The following is an 18,210-nucleotide window of genomic DNA, read 5'->3' as shown; positions in this document are numbered from 1 at the left end:
GCGGCACGCCAAGGCGGGCCGCTGCGTGAAAATTCAAACCGGTTCCAACAGCTTGACCGTGATATGCGCGATGCCGCCCCGTTCGTGGTGCATGGCCAGTTCCTCGGACTCGAAGAAAGCCCTGGCCTTGTCCAGATTGGTGACCTCGAACAAAGCGACCGCATGATCCTTTTGTTCGGGGTCGCGCCAGACATGCAGGTCACGGATGCCCGCCGATTTGCGCATCGCCTTGTCCTCGCGGAACACCTTGAGCCAGGCGTCGAAATTGGCGACATCCGCCTGCCAGAGTACGTGCGTTGCCATGATTACAGATCCATCAGCAAGCGGCGCGGGTCCTCCAGCGCCTCCTTCACCCGCACAAGGAAGGTCACCGCGCCCTTGCCGTCGACGATCCGGTGGTCATAGGACAGGGCCAGATACATCATCGGGCGGATCTTGATCTCACCATTGATCACCATTGGGCGGTCCTGGATCTTGTGCATGCCCAGAATGCCCGATTGTGGGGGATTCAGAATGGGCGAGGACATCAGCGAGCCATAGACGCCACCGTTCGAGATGGTAAAGGTGCCGCCCTGCATCTCGGCCATGCTCAGCTTGCCGTCGCGGGCGCGCTTGCCCTTTTCGGCAATTGCCTTTTCGATGGCGGCGAAGGACATGGTATCAGCGTCCCGGATCACCGGCACCACCAGACCCTGCGGCGTGCCTGCAGCCACGCCCATATGAACATAGTTCTTGTAGACGATGTCGTTGCCGTCGATTTCGGCGTTCACTTCCGGCACTTCTTTCAGGGCATGGCAACACGCCTTGGTGAAAAAGGACATGAAGCCCAAGCGTGCGCCGTGTTTCTTTTCGAACTCGTCTTTATACTGGTTCCGCAGGGCCATCACTTCGGTCATGTCCACCTCATTATAGGTGGTCAGGATCGCGGCGGTGTTCTGGGCGTCCTTCAGGCGCTTGGCGATGGTCTGGCGCAGACGGGTCATGCGCACGCGTTCTTCGCGCACCGCATCCTCGGCGGCCACAGGCGCGCGTGGGGCTGGTGCCGCCGGAGCAGGTGCGTCCGCCGCAGGCGCCGGGGCGGCGGCCGCTGCCACCGCACGGGCCACATCCTCTTTCATTATGCGTCCGTCACGGCCGGTTCCCTGAACCTGACCGGCGGTCAATCCGGCCTCGGACATGGCTTTTTCGGCCGAAGGCGCGTTGGCCACGTCCTTTGATCCGCTTGTCGCAACCGCCGGGGTGACTGCTGCTGCCGGGGCGGCGGGTGCGCGCGATGTGCCCGAGGCCGCGCTGGAGATTACCGCCAGCTTGGCCGAGGCTTCGACGGTGGAGCCTTCGGGAGCAACAATCTCTGCAAGCACACCCGAGGTAGGGGCAGGAACCTCGACCGACACCTTGTCGGTTTCCAGTTCGCACAGCATTTCATCCTGTGCGACGGTATCGCCGACCTTCTTGAACCAGGTGGAAACCGTCGCCTCGGTCACGGATTCACCCAGCGTCGGCACCATCACATCAACGCCGCCACCCGAAGCTGCAGGGGCCTCTGCGGGTTCTGCCGCCGCGGCAGGCGCCGGGGCCGCCCCTTCGCCGGACGCAAGGGTCGCCAGCAGGGCGTTCACGCCAACGGTTTCGCCTTCGGCGGCCACGATCTCTCCCAACACGCCGGCCGAGGGCGACGGTACTTCGACGGTCACCTTGTCGGTTTCCAGTTCGCACAGCATCTCGTCCACTGCCACGGCATCGCCAGGTTTCTTGAACCAGGTGGCAACGGTGGCTTCGGTCACGGATTCGCCAAGCGTGGGTACTCGAACTTCAATCGTCATCGCTTACTTTCCTTCGATGCTCAGCGCTTCGTTCACGAGCGCCTCTTGTTGGGCTTTGTGTTGGCTGGCCAGACCGGTCGCGGGCGAGGCCGAGGTTGCGCGGCCCACATAGGCCGGTCGGGGGTGTTTCGCGCCAATGCGGGTCAGGACCCATTCGATATTGGGTTCAATAAAGGTCCATGCGCCCTGGTTCTTGGGTTCTTCCTGGCACCAGACCATTTCGGCCTGCTTGAACCGCTCCAGTTCGTTGATCAGCGAATGGGCGGGGAAGGGATAGAACTGTTCGATCCGCATCAGATAAACGTCGTCGATGCCGCGCGCGTCGCGCTCTTCCAGCAGGTCGAAATAGACCTTGCCCGAACACATGACAACCCGCTTGATCTTGTCGTCGGCGACCAGTTTGGTGTCCGAGTTGCCTTTTTGCGCGTCATCCCACAGCACCCGGTGAAAGCTGGAACCGGTGGTGAAATCCTCGGCTTCGCTGATCGCCAGCTTGTGGCGCAACAGGGATTTCGGCGTCACCAGGATCAGCGGTTTGCGGAAGGTGCGGTGCAACTGGCGGCGCAGGATGTGGAAATAGTTCGCGGGCGTGGTGCAGTTGGCCACGATCCAGTTGTCCTGGCCGCACATCTGCAGATACCGCTCGAGCCGCGCGGACGAGTGTTCGGGGCCTTGACCCTCGAAGCCGTGTGGCAGCAGGCAGACCAGACCGGACATGCGCAGCCATTTGCTTTCGCCTGAGCTGATGAACTGGTCGAACATGATTTGCGCACCGTTTGCGAAATCGCCGAACTGGGCCTCCCACAGGACCAGCGCGTTGGGTTCGGCCAGCGAATAGCCATACTCGAAGCCCAGCACGGCGTATTCGCTGAGCATCGAGTCGATCACATCGTATTGCGCCTGTCCCGTCCGGATGTTGTTCAGCGGGTAATAACGTTCTTCGGTTTCCTGGTGGATGAAGCCCGAATGGCGCTGGCTGAAGGTGCCGCGCGTTGCATCCTGACCGGCCAGACGTACCGGGTAGCCCTCGGTCAGCAACGAGCCGAATGCCAGCGCCTCGCCGGTGGCCCAGTCGAACCCCTTGCCGGTCTCGAACATCTGCGCCTTGGCTTCCAGAAGACGCCCGACTGTCTTGTGTAGCGCGTAACCTTCGGGCGCACGGGTCAGCGCCGCGCCGACCTCGGCAAGAGTTTCTGGGGAAATGGCCGTTTCGCCACGGACATAGTCATCCTTGTTCTTGTCCAGATGCGACCAGCGCCCATCCAGCCAGTCGGCCTTGTTGGGTTTGTAATCTTTGCCCGATTCAAACTCGTCGTTCAGATGCGCCTGGAAGGCGGCCTTCATGTCCTCGATCTCGCCCTCGGGGATCAGGCCGTCCTTGACCAGCCGCTCTGTGTAAAGGCTGAGAGTGGTCTTATGCGTCTTGATCTTCTTGTACATGATCGGGTTGGTGAACATGGGCTCGTCGCCCTCGTTGTGACCGAACCGGCGATAGCAGAAGATGTCGATGACCACGTCCTTGTGGAATTTTTGCCGGAACTCGGTCGCCACCTTGGCCGCATGCACAACCGCCTCGGGGTCGTCGCCGTTGACGTGAAAGATCGGCGCCTCGACCATCAGCGCGATGTCGGTCGGATAGGGGCTGGAGCGCGAGAAGTGGGGCGCGGTGGTGAACCCGATCTGGTTGTTGACGATGATATGCATGGTGCCACCGGTTCGGTGCCCCTTGAGCCCGGAAAGGCCGAAGCCCTCGGCCACGACCCCCTGACCGGCAAAGGCGGCATCGCCGTGCAGCAATATGCCCATGACCTTGGTGCGATCGACATCGCCCAATTGATCCTGTTTGGCGCGGACCTTGCCCAGAACCACCGGGTTCACCGCCTCGAGGTGCGAGGGGTTGGCGGTCAGCGACAGGTGTACGGTGTTGCCGTCGAACTCGCGGTCGCTGGACGCGCCCAGATGGTATTTCACGTCGCCCGAGCCGTCGACGTCCTCGGGCTTGAAACTGCCGCCCTGGAATTCGTTGAAGATCGCGCGATAGGGCTTGCCCATCACGTTGGCCAGAATGTTCAGGCGGCCACGGTGCGGCATGCCGATGACGATGTCGCTGAGGCCAAGGGCACCACCACGCTTGATGATCTGCTCCATCGCCGGGATCAGGCTTTCGCCGCCGTCCAGACCGAACCGCTTGGTGCCCATGTATTTGACGTGCAGGAATTTTTCGAACCCTTCGGCTTCGACCATCTTGTTGAGGATGGCCTTGCGCCCTTCGCGGGTGAACGAGATTTCCTTGCCATACCCTTCGATCCGCTCTTTCAGCCATGCGGCCTGCGCCGGGTCGGATATATGCATGTACTGCATCGCGAAGGTGCCGCAATAGGTACGCTTTACGATTTCAACGATCTGCCGCATCGAGGCCATTTGCAGGCCCAGTACGTTGTCGATGAAAATCGGCCGGTCCATGTCGGCATCTGTGAACCCATAGGTCTTGGGATCAAGCTCGGGATGCGGGGTGTTGGCGCGCATGCCCAGCGGGTCCAGATCAGCCACCAGATGGCCCCGGATGCGATAGGCCCGGATCAGCATCAGCGCCCGGATCGAATCCAGCACCGCACGTTTGATCTGGTCTTCGCTGACCTCAACGCCGGTGGCGACGGCCTTGTCCTTGATCTTGTTGCCCGCCGCCTTGGCGTCGATCTCGGCCCATTCGCCCGTCAACGCGCCGGTCAGGTCGTCGGCAGGCATCGGCGGCCAGTCTGTGCGCGCCCAGGAGGGGCCTTGCGCCTCTTTCTTCACGTCCAGATCGGCGTCGCCCATCTGACGAAAGAACTCGCCCCAGGCCGCGTCCACGGCACCGGGGTCGTTGGCGTATTGGGCATAGAGCTGCTCCAGATATTCCGCATTGTGCCCCTGCATGAAACTGGAGGCGTGAAAGACGTCGTTGGGCGTATGTTCGGTCATGGGGCTACCTCATATGGGTTGGGACCGTATTGATTGGTGCCTGGCTGGCTGGGGCGGGTCAACCACCACAGGACCAGGAGTGGTGACACCACCAGAACCAGTAGTGTCGGAAGAACGATGAGCAGGGTTGCCCGCGTGAACAGGATATCCAGCGTGCCGCCGTGGAACTGGCTGGCTAGGCCGATACCAAAAACCAGAACGGCCAGCGCACCGAGGATCAGCAGGATTGGCAGCAAAGCATAAAGCCCACTGCGTCCGGTATCATGCATGCGTCGCCACACGACGGCCAGATGCGGGAAAAAGATGATCAAGCTGACCATGGTCTGCACCGGACCTGTTGAGATGGCCGTGACGGATTTGGAAGTCTCGGTTTCAGTCACTACAACCTGAGTGAAGAACTGCCAGTCGATGATCCCGGCGATCATGTTCCAGATCATGATGAACAGGAAAAAGAACCAGTATTCGGGCCGCGAGGCACGACCCGAGAAGGTGAAGAACTTGGAGAAACAGGTGCGGATGGCGTCGGAGAAGGTCATGTCACGACCTCTTCGTCGTCAATCGGGGGATCAAACCGGTTGCGATTTGGTTCCGATTGGCGCGCCAGCCAGACGATCACGCAAATCATGCTGGCAACGGCGATGAGCCAAGCAACTAGAAACAGTGCAGCACTTTGCGGCAAACGCACTGTCTCTCCTATTTCGAACTCTGCCGGAATCGAACTTTGATCAATTGCAACAGGCTGCGAAGTCAGGAAAAAAATTAAAATCGAAATAGCAAATGCGGGAATGGGAAATAGAACGTACCACCCTCCGCGACCCGTGTCGCGCATTCGGCGCCAAGCCACAGCAAGAAGCGGTATTGCAGTGACCAATTGGACCACAAGCCCTATCCATCCACCGTTGTAAGAGTGATGCGTCACGAGGCCTTGAGTCTGCTCACCACTAGAGTTCACTGAAACCTGAAAGCTCTGGGTGACTGTTGGTCCAAAAAGTACGGAGTTTGCAACTGTCGCCACAACATATAAAAGTAGCAAAAATAACACAAATTTCCAGAATTCAGGCCGAGAGGCTCTTCCCGAGAAGATAAAGTACTTTGAGAAACAAGTGCGCGTGGCTTCAACGATAGTCATTAGATTTCCTTGGACGCATCTTAACGTCAAGCAGGGCGGACGTTGACCGTCCACCCTGAAATCTGAGCGCTACTCTCAGAGTATATGCCCAGCTATTGGTCACTTACCCAATCGCTTCCAGCACAGCCTCACCCAGCTGCGCCGGGCTTTCGGCCACGACGATACCGGCCGAGCGCATGGCTTCGATCTTGTCCTCGGCACCGCCCTTGCCACCGGCGACAATCGCGCCCGCGTGGCCCATGCGGCGGCCCGGAGGGGCCGTGCGGCCTGCGATGAAACCGGCGACCGGCTTTTTGCGGCCCTTCCTGGCCTCATCTGCCAGGAACTGTGCGGCTTCCTCCTCGGCCGAGCCGCCGATTTCGCCGATCATGATGATCGAAGTGGTTTCGTCATCGGCCAGGAACCATTCCAGCACGTCGATATGTTCGGTGCCCTTGATCGGGTCGCCGCCAATGCCCACACAGGTGGATTGGCCCAGTCCTACGTCAGTTGTCTGTTTCACAGCTTCATAAGTAAGCGTACCCGAGCGGGAAACGACACCCACGCTCCCGCGTTTGTGAATGTGGCCGGGCATGATGCCGATCTTGCAGGCGTCAGGCGTGATGACACCGGGGCAGTTCGGCCCGATCAGGCGCGACTTGCTGCCTTCCAGCGCGCGCTTCACCTTCATCATGTCCAGAACCGGGATGCCTTCGGTGATGCAGACGATCACTTCCATCTCGGCATCAATCGCTTCGAGGATCGAGTCAGCCGCAAAGGGCGGCGGCACATAGATCACGCTGGCATTGGCTTCGGTCACATGCTTGGCTTCGTGGACCGAGTTGAACACGGGCAGGCCCAGATGCTCCATCCCGCCTTTGCCGGGAGTCACACCGCCGACCATCTTGGTGCCATAGGCGATGGCCTGTTCAGAGTGGAATGTGCCCTGCGAGCCGGTAAAGCCCTGACAGATCACTTTGGTATTTTCGTCGATGAGGACTGCCATTTGAGGAGTCTCCTTTATGTAATTTCCAGCTTAGCGTTATTGAGAGGACGCCAACCGTTGCGTTCTGGCCATCATCCCTTTGTTGAAAGAAACGATCGCGATTGTGCCGGTGTTCCCAAGAAACCATGACGTGTTCCCTGGAACTCTTTTTGCTCTGAACGATGGTTTGGAAATCTGCTGTGAAAGCAATGCAGCGGATGTTTGGAAGTTTCCACCGTTCGGAATTACCTGACATTGGCCCAATTCAGTTGTCTTGCCGACACCGGCTCTGAGTGAAACCTGTGCAGTCGCATAAGGGGATTGAAAGTCGTAGCCGCCGTTACGATTTTCTTTTTTACCAAAGCCAAGGGCCTCGAAAGCTTGGGGGGCAGAGTTCGGCGAAGCTGCTGTCTTTACGCAGGCTTCTATGAACGCATTTACTGCGTCTTCGTAAGAAACCACTTGCGTTTGGGAGCGTGTGCTCCCGCCACCAGAAGTGGAAAGGGAGGTGTCCGTGCAGCCCACGAGAAACGCGCTGGCTATGATTCCTAGTATAGCTCTTTGCATCGTTAACCCTTCACCGCCTTAACGATCTTCTCGGCACCGTCTTTCAGGTTGTCCGCCGCGATCACGTCCAGGCCAGAGGTGTTGATGATCTCTTTGCCTTTCTCGACATTCGTGCCTTCCAGACGCACGACCAGCGGAACCTGCAGGCCGACCTCTTTCACCGCGGCGACAACGCCCTCGGCGATGACGTCACAGCGCATGATGCCGCCGAAGATGTTGACCAGAATGCCTTTGACGTTCGGGTCCGAGGTGATGATCTTGAACGCCTCGGTCACTTTCTCTTTGGTCGCACCGCCGCCCACGTCGAGGAAGTTGGCAGGCTCGGCCCCGTACAGCTTGATGATGTCCATGGTGGCCATGGCCAGACCGGCACCATTAACCATGCAGCCGATCTCACCATCCAGCGCGATGTAGTTGAGGTCGTACTTGGAGGCTTCCAGTTCCTTGGGGTCTTCCTCGGTCGTGTCGCGCAGTTCGGCGATGTCGGGGTGGCGATAGACAGCGTTGCCGTCAAAGCCCATCTTTGCGTCGAGGCATTTCAGATCGCCCGCGTCGGTCACGATCAGCGGGTTGATTTCCAGCATCTCCATGTCTTTGTCGACGAACATCTTGTACAGCGTACCCATCAGCGCGACACACTGTTTCACCTGTTTGCCTTCGAGGCCCAGCATGAATGCGATGCGGCGTCCATGATAGGGTTGATAGCCGGTTGCCGGGTCGACCGAGAAGGACAGGATCTTTTCAGGTGTCTCGGCGGCGACCTCTTCGATGTCCATACCGCCCTCGGTCGAGCAGACAAAGGAAATGCGGCTGGTGCCACGGTCCACCAGCAGGGCCAGGTACATCTCTGTCTGAATGCCCGAGCCGTCCTCGATATAGATGCGGTTCACCTGCTTGCCGACCGGGCCGGTCTGATGCGTCACCAGAGTGCGGCCCAGCATCTTCTTGGCTTCCTCGGCAGCTTCCTCGACCGACTTGGTCAGGCGCACGCCCCCCTTTTCGCCGGCGTCGGATTCTTTGAAGTGCCCTTTGCCGCGCCCGCCTGCGTGAATCTGGGCTTTTACCACCCACATCGGGCCGTCGAGCGCACCGGCGGCGGTTTTCGCCTCTTCCGCGCGCAGAACGACACGCCCGTCGGAAACCGGCGCACCGTAACTGCGAAGAAGAGCCTTGGCTTGGTATTCGTGAATGTTCATCGAAACTGTCCCGTGTGACTGCGATTTCACCGATATAGGCGTGTTCGGCATCCGGATTTAAAGGGTTTTTTGCCGAAATGGGGGATTTTCACGAAGATTTTTATGTTTTGTGATCACAGGTTTTTTAGGTGTGATCACATACGGAAATGGTTGGCTTGGGAAACAGCGCTCTGTGCGACTCGGCTTGGCTGTCTTGCAAACGATGGTGTTGAGAGAGGTCCCGACCTGTGCAATGTCGGGGTGAGACAAACAAGGCCGGATTCCAAGGCCGGAGCTTCATACTGGTGGATCATGCCTCTTGCGCGGATATCTCAATCTATACTGTTTTTTGTGCACATTCCCAAAACGGGTGGGACCAGCATTGAGAGATATCTGGCGCTGAAAGGCCCGCTTGCCCTGCGGCATGGTCGTAGAATGGGATGGTCAGCCACGGTTGCTCAGCACATGGATTCGCATATTCACTCCAAATTGGTTCCGCGCGAGTTTTATGATCACTCCTTTGCCGTATTCCGCGACCCGGTGTCCCGGATAGTCAGCGAGTATAGATACCGTGCCGCAGGCAAGGCGAACCCGAAGCCCTTTGATGATTGGGTCAAGGCGGCTTTTGACCGGTATGGACGGGATGAATACACGTTCGACAACCATATCAAACCTCAGGCCGACTTCGTCGTGCCTGATACAAAGCTGTTCAGGTTCGAGGATGGTTTGGCGCAGGTATTTGATTGGGTTGACGAGGCAACCGGCACCGAACCGGCCGACCACGGTATCTGGGAAAACAGATCGGCGAAACTGAAGGTTGCGGTATCGGACGCGATCCGGGGGGACATCGAACGCTTCTATGCTGTTGACTACCGTATGATCGAAACGTGGGAACGCCAGCAAGAAGCTGAAAACCGACTCTAATATCACCCGGCCGGGTCGTGCGGCCTTGCAATGTCGCCGATTGCGGGTGGTGACATCAGCAAAGGATCGGCCCGATACGAGCCGATCCTGATTTTGCGGAATGCGACTCGTCAGGCCAGCGAGCCGTCGATGCCCTTGCACGCTTCGATCAAGCCCTTGACGGCGTTGACCGAATTGTCGAAGCCTTCCTGTTCGACAGCGTTGAGCTTGATGTTCACGATCTTCTCGATGCCGCCTGCGCCGATCACGGTCGGAACACCGACATACATGCCGCTCACGCCCAGTTCGCCATCGCAATAGGCGGCACAGGGCAGGACGCGTTTTTGGTCCTTGAGGTAAGCTTCGGCCATTTCGATGGCGCTGGTGGCGGGCGCATAGTAGGCCGAACCAGTCTTCAGCAGGCCGACGATCTCGGCGCCACCGTCGCGGGTGCGCTGCACGATGGCATCAAGGCGCTCTTGCGTGGTCCAGCCCATTTCAACCAGATCGGGCAGCGGAATGCCGGCGACAGTCGAATAGCGCACCGAAGGCACCATCGTGTCACCGTGGCCGCCCAGAACAAATGCGGTCACGTCTTTCATCGACACGTTGAACTCTTCCGCCAGGAAGTGGCGGAAGCGGGCCGAATCCAGCACCCCGGCCATGCCGCAGACCTTGTTGTGGGGCAGGCCCGAGAACTCGCGCAGCGCCCAGACCATAGCGTCGAGCGGGTTGGTGATGCAGATCACGAATGCCTCGGGCGCATTGGCGGCGATGCCTTCGCCAACCGATTTCATGACCTTGAGGTTGATGCCCAGCAGGTCGTCGCGGCTCATGCCCGGCTTGCGGGGCACACCGGCGGTGACGATGCAGACGTCCGCGCCTGCGATATCCTCGTAGGACTGGGTACCTTTGAGTTTGGCGTCGAATCCTTCGGCCGGGCCGGATTCAGCGATGTCCAATGCCTTGCCTTCGGGGATACCCTCGGCAATGTCAAAGAGAACGACGTCGCCGAGTTCTTTCAGTGCGACGAGGTGGGCGAGCGTGCCGCCGATCTGACCTGCGCCGATCAGCGCGATCTTGGGTCTGGCCATTTGGAATATCTCCGGTCGGGTTTGAAATCGCGGTTTTGCTAGTCGTTAAAACGGCATCGCGCAAGGGTTCTACAACGCGGCATGCGACCGCATACAGATTGCGCACGGCCTTCTGATTGCGCTAAAGGACTTGGGGAACAGGGGTTTCGGGGGCGCTGACGTGTTGGAAATCAACGTCTTGTTTTTCGTCGTTGCGATCCCGGCGGTGGTCTTTGCAGGCATTTCCAAGGGCGGTTTCGGTTCAGGCGTGGCCTTTGCATCAGCCTCGATTCTGGCGCTGATACTGGAACCGGGTCAAGCGCTTGCGCTGATGCTGCCGCTTTTGATGTTGATCGATCTGGCGACCTTGCGTCCCTATTGGAAGCGGTGGAGTCTGCCAGATGCCAGGTTGCTGATCCTCGGAGGCCTGCCCGGCGTCGCATTTGGGGCCTGCCTGTATCAGGTCACCGATGCAGATGTGCTGCGCCTGCTGATCGGCGGGATTTCGGTACTTTTCGTGATATGGCACCTTGGCCAGTCGCGGGGTTGGGCGCCATCACTTGCCAACCGGCTGCCTGCTTCGGTCGGGTTGCTGTCGGGCGTGGTTGCCGGGTTCACCAGCTTTGTCAGCCATGCCGGAGGCCCGCCTGCGGCCGTCTATCTGCTGTCACAACGGCTTTCGAAGACGCAGTTTCAGGCGACGACAGTTCTTGTTTTCTGGGCCATCAACATTGCCAAATTCGTCCCGTATGCTTTTCTTGGGATGTTCACACTCCAGACCGCAGTGGCGGATCTGCTGTTGGCCCCTTTCGCGTTGCTGGGCGCATGGCTTGGCGTCCGCGCGCATTGGATGGTGTCCGAGCGGGTGTTCTTCGGCATCGCCTATGTTTTGTTGATGGTCACGGGATGCAAATTGATCTGGGACGCCCTGACCTAGGCGTCCTGTCCGGATGCGGGCAGGTTGTCGGCCAGGGCTTCATAAGATTGACCCGATGCCACCAGACACGTCACACCGTTGGGCAACGTGACGGTGATTGTCCAGGAGCCGGTCTCGTCCGAGGCAAAAACCTCCATCACCACCCCCTGCTGGGCCAACCCGATCCCTCGACGGGTTTCACCAAAGGTTTCCGCAAGTCTTTCCAGAACCGCTTCACGCGGCGCACAGTCTTGCCCCTGTGCCTGCAACTGCTGAGCCGCCAGCGCCAGTATTCCAAAGCTCATCGCCAGTGCTATCTTGTTCATCGCATCACCCTTGCATGTTTGTAAGGAAAGGCTGCGTCAGAGAGACTGACAGAGTGATGAAATGCGCGCGCGTTGCGTTGCTACGCGGCGATAATGCTGCAATGCGGCGTTTTAGCTCTTGAACTTTCCGGAAAAAAGGGGGCAGTTTTGCGCAACTTTATTTCTTGAGGGAAAACCATGGATCAACGCCTGCGCCCCTATCGCTCAGTACTTTACATTCCGGGATCCCGGGAGCGGGCTCTGGAAAAGGCCAGAACCTTGCCTGTCGATGCCATCATCTTTGATCTCGAGGATGCGGTTGCCGCGAATGAAAAGGACAACGCCCGCGAGACTCTAAAGGCGGCTCTGGCGGCGGGCGGTTATGGCGATCGGGTGCGGATCGTGCGAATCAACGGCCTCGACACCCCTTGGGGGCGGGCCGATGCCGAAGCAGTGCGCGAGATGGCGGCGGATGTCGTTCTGTTGCCCAAGGTGAACAGCGCCGCGGATGTAGAGGCGCTCGCTGCGATCACCGGCGATCTGCCGATTTGGGCGATGATGGAAACACCGCGCGGCATGCTGAACGCGGCGGAAATCGCGGCGCATCCGCTGATGGCGGGCTTCGTCATGGGCACGAACGACCTTGCCAAGGAGCTTCAGACCCGTTTCCGCCCTGACCGCACGCCCCTGATGACCTCACTGGGCCTGTGTGTTCTGGCGGCCAAGGCCGAGGGCCTGATCATCATCGACGGCGTCTACAACGCCTTCAAGGATGTCGAGGGGCTGGCCTCCGAATGTGAACAGGGCCGGGATATGGGTTTTGATGGCAAGACCCTGATCCACCCGGCGCAGGTGGATATCGCCAACGCCGCCTTTGCTCCGTCGGATAGCGAAGTCGACCTGGCCCGTCGCCAGATTGCCGCTTTCGAAGAAGTCACAGCGCGGGGGCAGGGGGTTGCCGTGGTGGATGGCAAGATCGTCGAAAATCTTCACGTTGCAACGGCCCGCGAAATTCTGGCAAAAGCAGAGGCGATTTTGACTTTGCAAGCGGGGTAGGCCGGCAATGGGCTTCGTTCTTCTGATCTTGGGTGTGGCGCTTTGGTGGGCCGCCCATCTGTTCAAACGTATTATGCCCGAGCGACGCGCCGCGATGGGCGAGTCTGGCAAAGGGTCGGTTGCCGCAGCACTGCTGGTGTCCATCGTTTTGATTGTCATCGGCTATCGCATGACCGATTTCATCCATGTCTGGTCACCGCCGACCTTCATGGTGCATATCAACAACCTGCTGGTGTTGATCGCGATCTGGATGATGAGCCCTGCGGGCACCAAGGGCCTGATCCTGAACAAAATGCGCCATCCGATGCTGGCGGGTTTCCGGGCATGGGCCGTGGCGCATCTGCTGGTAAACGGCGATCTTGCGTCGATCATCCTGTTCGGTGGCCTGTTCCTGTGGGGTATGGTCGAGGTTGTCGCGATCAACCGGGCAGAGCCAAACTGGACCCCGTCGCAGCCGGGCACGCTGGGCAAGGACGGTATGTTCTTTGTGGCCTCGATCGTTCTGCTGGTCGTCATCGGCTATGTTCATGGGCTCGTCGGCCCGTCACCCTTCCCGACATAAGGAAATAGCATGTCGAAGCTCTATCGCCTCCTGACCGAGGAGGACACGTCAGCATTCTGTCACAAGGTTTCGGATGCATTGGCCAAGGGGTGGGAATTGCATGGGTCTCCGTCCTATGCCTTTGACCCTGCAAACAACGTCATGCGTTGCGCGCAGGCAGTAACCAAGGATGTCGAGGCCGACTATTCTCCGGCAATGAAACTGGGGCAGCAATGATGGCGAAGACCAACCCGGGCCGCTTTTTCGAGGATTATTCCGTCGGGCAAACCTTGATCCACGCGGTTCCACGCACGGTATCGGGGGGGGAGCGCGCATTGTACCACGCGCTTTACCCAGCACGCCACGCGCTTTACTCGTCGGACACATTTGCACAGTCCTGCGGTCTGCCGCAAAGCCCGATCGATGATCTGGCGGCGTTCCATGTGGTTTTTGGCAAGACAGTACCAGATGTGTCGCTGAACGCGGTCGCCAATCTGGGATATGCCGAGGGGCGTTGGCTGAAACCGGTCTGGCCAGGCGACACGCTGCGTTCTGTGTCCGAAGTGATCGGGCTCAAGCAGAACTCGAACGGCAAAACCGGGGTGGTTTGGGTGCGCACGCGCGGGCTGAACCAGCGCGACGAGGTGGTCATGGAATATGTCCGCTGGGTGATGGTGCGCAAATCGAACCTTGACGCCCCCGCACCGGATACCGTGGTACCGGAGCTTGACAAGGTCGTGCCTGCCGACCGGCTGGTGATCCCAGAAGGGCTGGATTTCTCGACCTACGATTTCGACCTGGCGGGCGAACCGCATCGCTGGGGCGACTATGAAGTCGGGGAAAAAATCGACCATGTTGATGGCGTGACCATCGAAGAAGCCGAACACATGATCGCCACCCGGTTGTGGCAGAACACCGCCAAGGTGCATTTTGACCTGACTTTCCGTCCCGAAGGCCGCCTGATTTATGGCGGTCACGTCATCTCGATGGCGCGCGCCTTGTCTTTCAACGGTCTGGCCAATGCCCAGATGATTGTGGGTCTGAACGGCGGCGCGCACGCCAATCCGTGTTTTGCCGGGGACACGGTAAAAGCCTGGACCGAAGTTCTGGACAAGGCGGACACTGGCGCGCCCGGCGTTGGTGCAATCCGTCTGCGGCTGGTGGCGACCAAGGGTGGCGAGGCGTTTGCGCTGAAAACCGTCGAGGGTAAATACCGCCCCGAGGTGCTGTTGGATCTGGACTATTGGGCGTTTATGCCAAAGTAACATCGGGAACCTGACAGTCATGTGATCCCAACGCGGATTTTCCGTGCTAGGCTGGGGGCATGAACGTTCTGCGCTGCATTGCTTTCACTGTTGTTCTGGCGCCGCCAGCGGCGGCCTGCGATCTGGCGTTGGCCTTGGCTGTGGATGTTTCTGGTTCCGTTGATTCTCGGGAATACCGCCTTCAGATGGACGGCTTGGCCGAAGGCTTGCGCGACCCGGTAGTGTCCGAGGCGCTGGTGCGGGCCGAGGCGCAACTGATGCTGATCCAGTGGACAGGCGCGTCCCGCCAGCAGGTCACGATCCCCTGGACCAGCGTTGACAGTTTCGAAGCCCTTGAGGCGTTTGCGCGGAATGTGGAAAACGATCCCCGCATCTGGCGAAATTTTTCGACCGCGATCGGTGAGGCGCTGGAAGCGACGATGGCGACCTTTGCCGAAGTTCGGGATTGCTCGCGGCTGTTGATTGATGTTTCGGGGGATGGGGTTTCCAACGAAGGGATTGAACCGACAAAAACGCATGAGGGTTTGCGCGAATTGGGCATTACGGTCAATGCAATTGCCATTGAGGAAAGCGAGCCAGACTTGACCGCTTACTTTTACGAAAACGTCATTATTGGCGAAGGTGCTTTTGTCGTCACAGCCGGGGGCTTTCGGGATTATCCCGAGCGCATCCGGAAGAAATTGCTGCGCGAAGTTACCCAACAAACCGCGTTTCGGTGACAAGACAAGATTCGTGATCACAATGGCGGTTGCTTGATATCGCTCACATTCCCGCTCCCGCGGGGGCAACGTGATCACACAGATTGTCCGCGTGATCACAAACATGCAATATCCGCAGAATTGATCGCTTTTTCTGATCTTTTTGCACCTGCAGCGCGTGACAGATTCGGAAAATCGGGTAAAAACTCTCTCAACCAACCTGAAAGGAGCCACAATGGCCGATGTCAATCGGGGCAACCGCCCGCTTTCACCGCACCTGAGCATTTACCGGCCGCAGCTGACGTCGGTGACGTCCATTCTGACGCGCATCACCGGAAACGCACTCATCGTTGCGGCGCTGCTGATCGTCTGGTGGTTCCTCGCCGCCGCGACCTCGCCCGAGTACTACGCATTCGCCAATGCCGTGATCACGTCTTTGCTGGGCGACATAGTCATGGCGCTGTCGCTTTGGGGGCTGTGGTATCACACTCTGGCCGGCGTCCGGCATCTGGTTTGGGACAATGCAATCGGCCTGGACATCCCGACCGCCTACAAGCTGGGATGGGCTGTGGTGATCGGCTCGTTCGTCCTGACCATCCTGACCCTTCTGGTCATCGCATAACGGAGGCCGATGATGCGTTATCTTACCGACCGCAAACGTGCCGTTGGCATGGGGGCCGCGAAAGCCGGAACTGCTCATTTCTGGGCCATGAAAGTCAGCTCGGTGGCTCTGCTGATCCTTGTGCCACTGTTCGTCTTTACCTTTGGCCCGATGTTGGGTCAGCCACATGATGCAGTGCTGGACTACTTCTCGCGCCCGTTCCCGGCCATCGTCGCGGCGTTGACGCTGCTCGTCGGCTTCAAGCACTTTGCTGACGGCGCGCAGGTGATGCTTGAAGATTACGTCCATGGCCTGACGCAGAAAATTCTGATCATCGGCGTGATCTGCTTGTCCTATGCCGCCGCCGCGACCGGCCTTTTTGCTATCGCGCGCATCGCCCTCTAACGACCGGAGCTGAAAGAACATGGCTGCTTACGAATACGAAACGCATGAATATGACGTGGTCGTTGTCGGCGCTGGCGGTGCCGGTCTGCGGGCGACGCTGGGCATGGCCGAACAGGGCCTGCGCACCGCCTGTGTGACCAAGGTTTTCCCGACCCGCTCGCACACGGTTGCCGCACAAGGTGGGATCGCCGCCTCGCTGTCGAACATGGGGCCGGACAACTGGCAATGGCACATGTACGACACCGTCAAAGGGTCGGACTGGTTGGGCGATACCGACGCGATGGAATACCTGGCCCGCCACGCGCCCAAGGCGGTTTATGAGCTGGAGCATTACGGCGTACCCTTCAGCCGCACCGAAGAGGGCAAGATCTATCAGCGCCCCTTTGGTGGTCACACGACCGAGTTCGGCGAGGGCCCCGCGGTGCAACGGACTTGTGCCGCCGCCGACCGGACCGGCCACGCCATCCTGCACACGCTCTATGGCCAGAGCCTCAAGAACAACGCCGAGTTCTACATCGAGTATTTCGCCATCGATCTGATCATGTCCGATGACGGGCAATGTCAGGGGGTTGTCTGCTGGAAGCTGGACGACGGCACCATGCATGTCTTCAATGCCAAGATGGTGGTGCTGGCGACCGGCGGTTATGGGCGCGCCTACTTCTCGGCTACTTCGGCGCATACCTGCACCGGTGACGGCGGCGGCATGGTGGCACGTGCTGGACTGGCCCTGCAGGATATGGAGTTCGTACAATTCCATCCGACCGGCATTTACGGTTCGGGCTGCCTGATCACCGAAGGTGCTCGGGGCGAAGGTGGATACCTGACCAACTCCGAAGGCGAGCGGTTCATGGAGCGTTACGCGCCTCAGTACAAGGACCTCGCGCCGCGTGACTATGTCAGCCGCTCGATGACCATGGAAATCCGCGAAGGCCGCGGCGTGGGCAAGGATGGCGATCACATCCACCTGAATCTTTCCCACCTGCCGCCCGAGGCTCTGGCAGAGCGTCTGCCAGGTATCTCGGAATCGGCCAAGATCTTTGCCGGAGTGGACGTGACCAAGGAACCGATCCCGGTTCTGCCGACCGTGCACTACAACATGGGCGGCATTCCGACCAACTATTGGGGCGAAGTGCTGAACCCGACCTCCGACAATCCGACCGCCGTCGTGCCTGGCCTGATGGCCGTGGGCGAGGCGGGTTGCGCTTCGGTACATGGCGCCAATCGCCTGGGTTCGAACTCGCTGATCGACCTGGTGGTCTTTGGCCGTGCCGCCGCGATTCGCGCTGGCACGGTCGTCGATGCCGAGGCGCCGAACCCGGTGTTGAACCAGACGTCGGTCGACAAGGCGTTTGATCGGTTCGACGGGCTGCGAAATGCCAGCGGAGGCGTCGCAACCGCCGATCTGCGGCTTGAGATGCAAAAGACCATGCAGGCGGACGCGGCAGTGTTCCGCACCTCGAAAACCATGGCCGAAGGCGTCGAGAAGATGACCGCCATCGCAGCCAAGTTGGACGACCTGAAAGTCACCGACCGGTCGTTGGTCTGGAACAGCGACCTGATGGAAACGCTGGAACTCACCAACCTGATGCCCAACGCGCTGGCCACCATCGTCGGTGCCGAGGCGCGCAAGGAAAGCCGCGGCGCGCATGCGCACGAGGATTTCACCACGCGCGACGACGAGAACTGGCGAGTGCATACAGTCAGCCGGGTTGAAGGCAACCAGGTCGAACTCAGCTATCGTCCCGTCATCGTTGATCCGCTGACCACCGAAGAAGAAGGCGGCATCAGCCTCAAGAAAATCGCGCCCAAGGCGCGGACGTTCTAAGGA

20 protein-coding genes are annotated in these 18,210 nt (G+C 59.3%); 10 read left to right on the top strand and 10 right to left on the bottom strand.

All coding sequences use genetic code 11. The features are described from left to right. Nucleotides 1-33: 33 nt before the first annotated feature. The 8 genes from AC2FLX_RS16210 to sucC form a co-directional block, all read right to left on the bottom strand. Nucleotides 34-303: a hypothetical protein gene (locus AC2FLX_RS16210; protein WP_480748723.1), complete on the bottom strand. Its 270-nt coding sequence runs from the start codon at nucleotides 301-303 to the stop codon at nucleotides 34-36. Nucleotides 304-305: 2 nt separating this feature from the next. Further along, nucleotides 306-1,823: a 2-oxoglutarate dehydrogenase complex dihydrolipoyllysine-residue succinyltransferase gene (odhB, locus tag AC2FLX_RS16205; RefSeq protein WP_496744511.1), complete on the bottom strand. Its 1,518-nt coding sequence runs from the start codon at nucleotides 1,821-1,823 to the stop codon at nucleotides 306-308. A gap of 3 nt (nucleotides 1,824-1,826) precedes the next feature. Beyond that, nucleotides 1,827-4,784, bottom strand: coding sequence for a 2-oxoglutarate dehydrogenase E1 component (locus AC2FLX_RS16200; protein ID WP_496809706.1), 2,958 nt, complete (start codon nucleotides 4,782-4,784; stop codon nucleotides 1,827-1,829). After that, nucleotides 4,781-5,320 carry a DUF805 domain-containing protein gene (locus AC2FLX_RS16195; RefSeq protein ID WP_496744510.1) on the bottom strand — a complete coding sequence of 180 codons (540 nt, stop codon included), beginning with the start codon at nucleotides 5,318-5,320 and terminating at the stop codon, nucleotides 4,781-4,783. Before AC2FLX_RS16195 ends, AC2FLX_RS16200 begins: the two co-directional genes overlap by 4 nt. Beyond that, nucleotides 5,317-5,913, bottom strand: a complete 597-nt coding sequence (locus tag AC2FLX_RS16190) for a DUF805 domain-containing protein (RefSeq protein WP_496744508.1) — start codon at nucleotides 5,911-5,913, stop codon at nucleotides 5,317-5,319. Before AC2FLX_RS16190 ends, AC2FLX_RS16195 begins: the two co-directional genes overlap by 4 nt. Before the next feature lie 103 nt (nucleotides 5,914-6,016). Next, nucleotides 6,017-6,898, bottom strand: a complete 882-nt coding sequence (sucD, locus tag AC2FLX_RS16185; protein WP_496744506.1) for a succinate--CoA ligase subunit alpha — start codon at nucleotides 6,896-6,898, stop codon at nucleotides 6,017-6,019. Nucleotides 6,899-6,934: 36 nt separating this feature from the next. After that, nucleotides 6,935-7,444, bottom strand: a complete 510-nt coding sequence (locus AC2FLX_RS16180) for a hypothetical protein (RefSeq protein WP_496809707.1) — start codon at nucleotides 7,442-7,444, stop codon at nucleotides 6,935-6,937. A 2-nt stretch (nucleotides 7,445-7,446) separates the two neighbouring features. Then, nucleotides 7,447-8,640 carry an ADP-forming succinate--CoA ligase subunit beta gene (gene sucC / locus AC2FLX_RS16175; RefSeq protein ID WP_480748729.1) on the bottom strand — a complete coding sequence of 398 codons (1,194 nt, stop codon included), beginning with the start codon at nucleotides 8,638-8,640 and terminating at the stop codon, nucleotides 7,447-7,449. Nucleotides 8,641-8,742: 102 nt separating this feature from the next. Between sucC and AC2FLX_RS16170 the strand changes: the two genes are divergently transcribed. Continuing rightward, the gene (locus AC2FLX_RS16170) at nucleotides 8,743-9,543 is read left to right on the top strand and encodes a sulfotransferase family 2 domain-containing protein (protein WP_496875475.1); all 801 of its coding nucleotides are present in this window, start codon (nucleotides 8,743-8,745) and stop codon (nucleotides 9,541-9,543) included. Nucleotides 9,544-9,653: 110 nt separating this feature from the next. On the opposite strand, the gene mdh is transcribed toward AC2FLX_RS16170, so the two are convergent. Then, complete coding sequence (mdh, locus tag AC2FLX_RS16165; protein WP_496809708.1) at nucleotides 9,654-10,616, bottom strand: malate dehydrogenase; 963 nt, start codon at nucleotides 10,614-10,616, stop codon at nucleotides 9,654-9,656. 160 nt (nucleotides 10,617-10,776) lie between these two features. On the opposite strand from mdh, the gene AC2FLX_RS16160 reads away from it, so the two are divergent. Then, a complete protein-coding gene (locus AC2FLX_RS16160) occupies nucleotides 10,777-11,532 on the top strand; it encodes a sulfite exporter TauE/SafE family protein (RefSeq protein WP_496809709.1) in 756 nt (251 codons plus the stop codon). Here the strand turns inward: AC2FLX_RS16160 and AC2FLX_RS16155 are convergent. After that, the gene (locus AC2FLX_RS16155) at nucleotides 11,529-11,837 is read right to left on the bottom strand and encodes a hypothetical protein (RefSeq protein WP_496809710.1); all 309 of its coding nucleotides are present in this window, start codon (nucleotides 11,835-11,837) and stop codon (nucleotides 11,529-11,531) included. The two genes, AC2FLX_RS16160 and AC2FLX_RS16155, sit on opposite strands and share 4 nt — an antisense overlap. A gap of 177 nt (nucleotides 11,838-12,014) precedes the next feature. Between AC2FLX_RS16155 and AC2FLX_RS16150 the strand changes: the two genes are divergently transcribed. From AC2FLX_RS16150 to sdhA, 8 genes are all read left to right on the top strand, one after another. Further along, entirely contained in the window at nucleotides 12,015-12,872 is an 858-nt protein-coding gene (locus AC2FLX_RS16150) for an HpcH/HpaI aldolase/citrate lyase family protein (RefSeq protein ID WP_480748733.1), read from the top strand. A 7-nt stretch (nucleotides 12,873-12,879) separates the two neighbouring features. Next, nucleotides 12,880-13,434 carry an NnrU family protein gene (locus tag AC2FLX_RS16145; RefSeq protein ID WP_496809711.1) on the top strand — a complete coding sequence of 185 codons (555 nt, stop codon included), beginning with the start codon at nucleotides 12,880-12,882 and terminating at the stop codon, nucleotides 13,432-13,434. A gap of 9 nt (nucleotides 13,435-13,443) precedes the next feature. Beyond that, nucleotides 13,444-13,650 carry a DUF1737 domain-containing protein gene (locus AC2FLX_RS16140; RefSeq protein ID WP_480748735.1) on the top strand — a complete coding sequence of 69 codons (207 nt, stop codon included), beginning with the start codon at nucleotides 13,444-13,446 and terminating at the stop codon, nucleotides 13,648-13,650. Next, nucleotides 13,650-14,678 (top strand): MaoC family dehydratase, encoded by a 1,029-nt coding sequence (locus AC2FLX_RS16135; protein ID WP_496809712.1) that lies wholly within the window; start codon nucleotides 13,650-13,652, stop codon nucleotides 14,676-14,678. Before AC2FLX_RS16140 ends, AC2FLX_RS16135 begins: the two co-directional genes overlap by 1 nt. A 59-nt stretch (nucleotides 14,679-14,737) precedes the next feature. Continuing rightward, the gene (locus AC2FLX_RS16130) at nucleotides 14,738-15,397 is read left to right on the top strand and encodes a DUF1194 domain-containing protein (RefSeq protein WP_496809713.1); all 660 of its coding nucleotides are present in this window, start codon (nucleotides 14,738-14,740) and stop codon (nucleotides 15,395-15,397) included. Nucleotides 15,398-15,611: 214 nt separating this feature from the next. Next, entirely contained in the window at nucleotides 15,612-15,998 is a 387-nt protein-coding gene (gene sdhC, locus AC2FLX_RS16125) for a succinate dehydrogenase, cytochrome b556 subunit (RefSeq protein ID WP_480748738.1), read from the top strand. Nucleotides 15,999-16,010: 12 nt separating this feature from the next. Then, nucleotides 16,011-16,382 carry a succinate dehydrogenase, hydrophobic membrane anchor protein gene (sdhD, locus tag AC2FLX_RS16120; protein ID WP_480748739.1) on the top strand — a complete coding sequence of 124 codons (372 nt, stop codon included), beginning with the start codon at nucleotides 16,011-16,013 and terminating at the stop codon, nucleotides 16,380-16,382. Nucleotides 16,383-16,401: 19 nt separating this feature from the next. Next, nucleotides 16,402-18,207: a succinate dehydrogenase flavoprotein subunit gene (sdhA, locus tag AC2FLX_RS16115; RefSeq protein WP_480748740.1), complete on the top strand. Its 1,806-nt coding sequence runs from the start codon at nucleotides 16,402-16,404 to the stop codon at nucleotides 18,205-18,207. Nucleotides 18,208-18,210 lie beyond the last annotated feature (3 nt).

The sequence above is a fragment of the Ruegeria sp. YKSF57 genome, from assembly GCF_059612585.1.
Note: the sequence above shows the minus strand (reverse complement) of the source record. Positions and strands in the feature narration are given on the sequence as shown.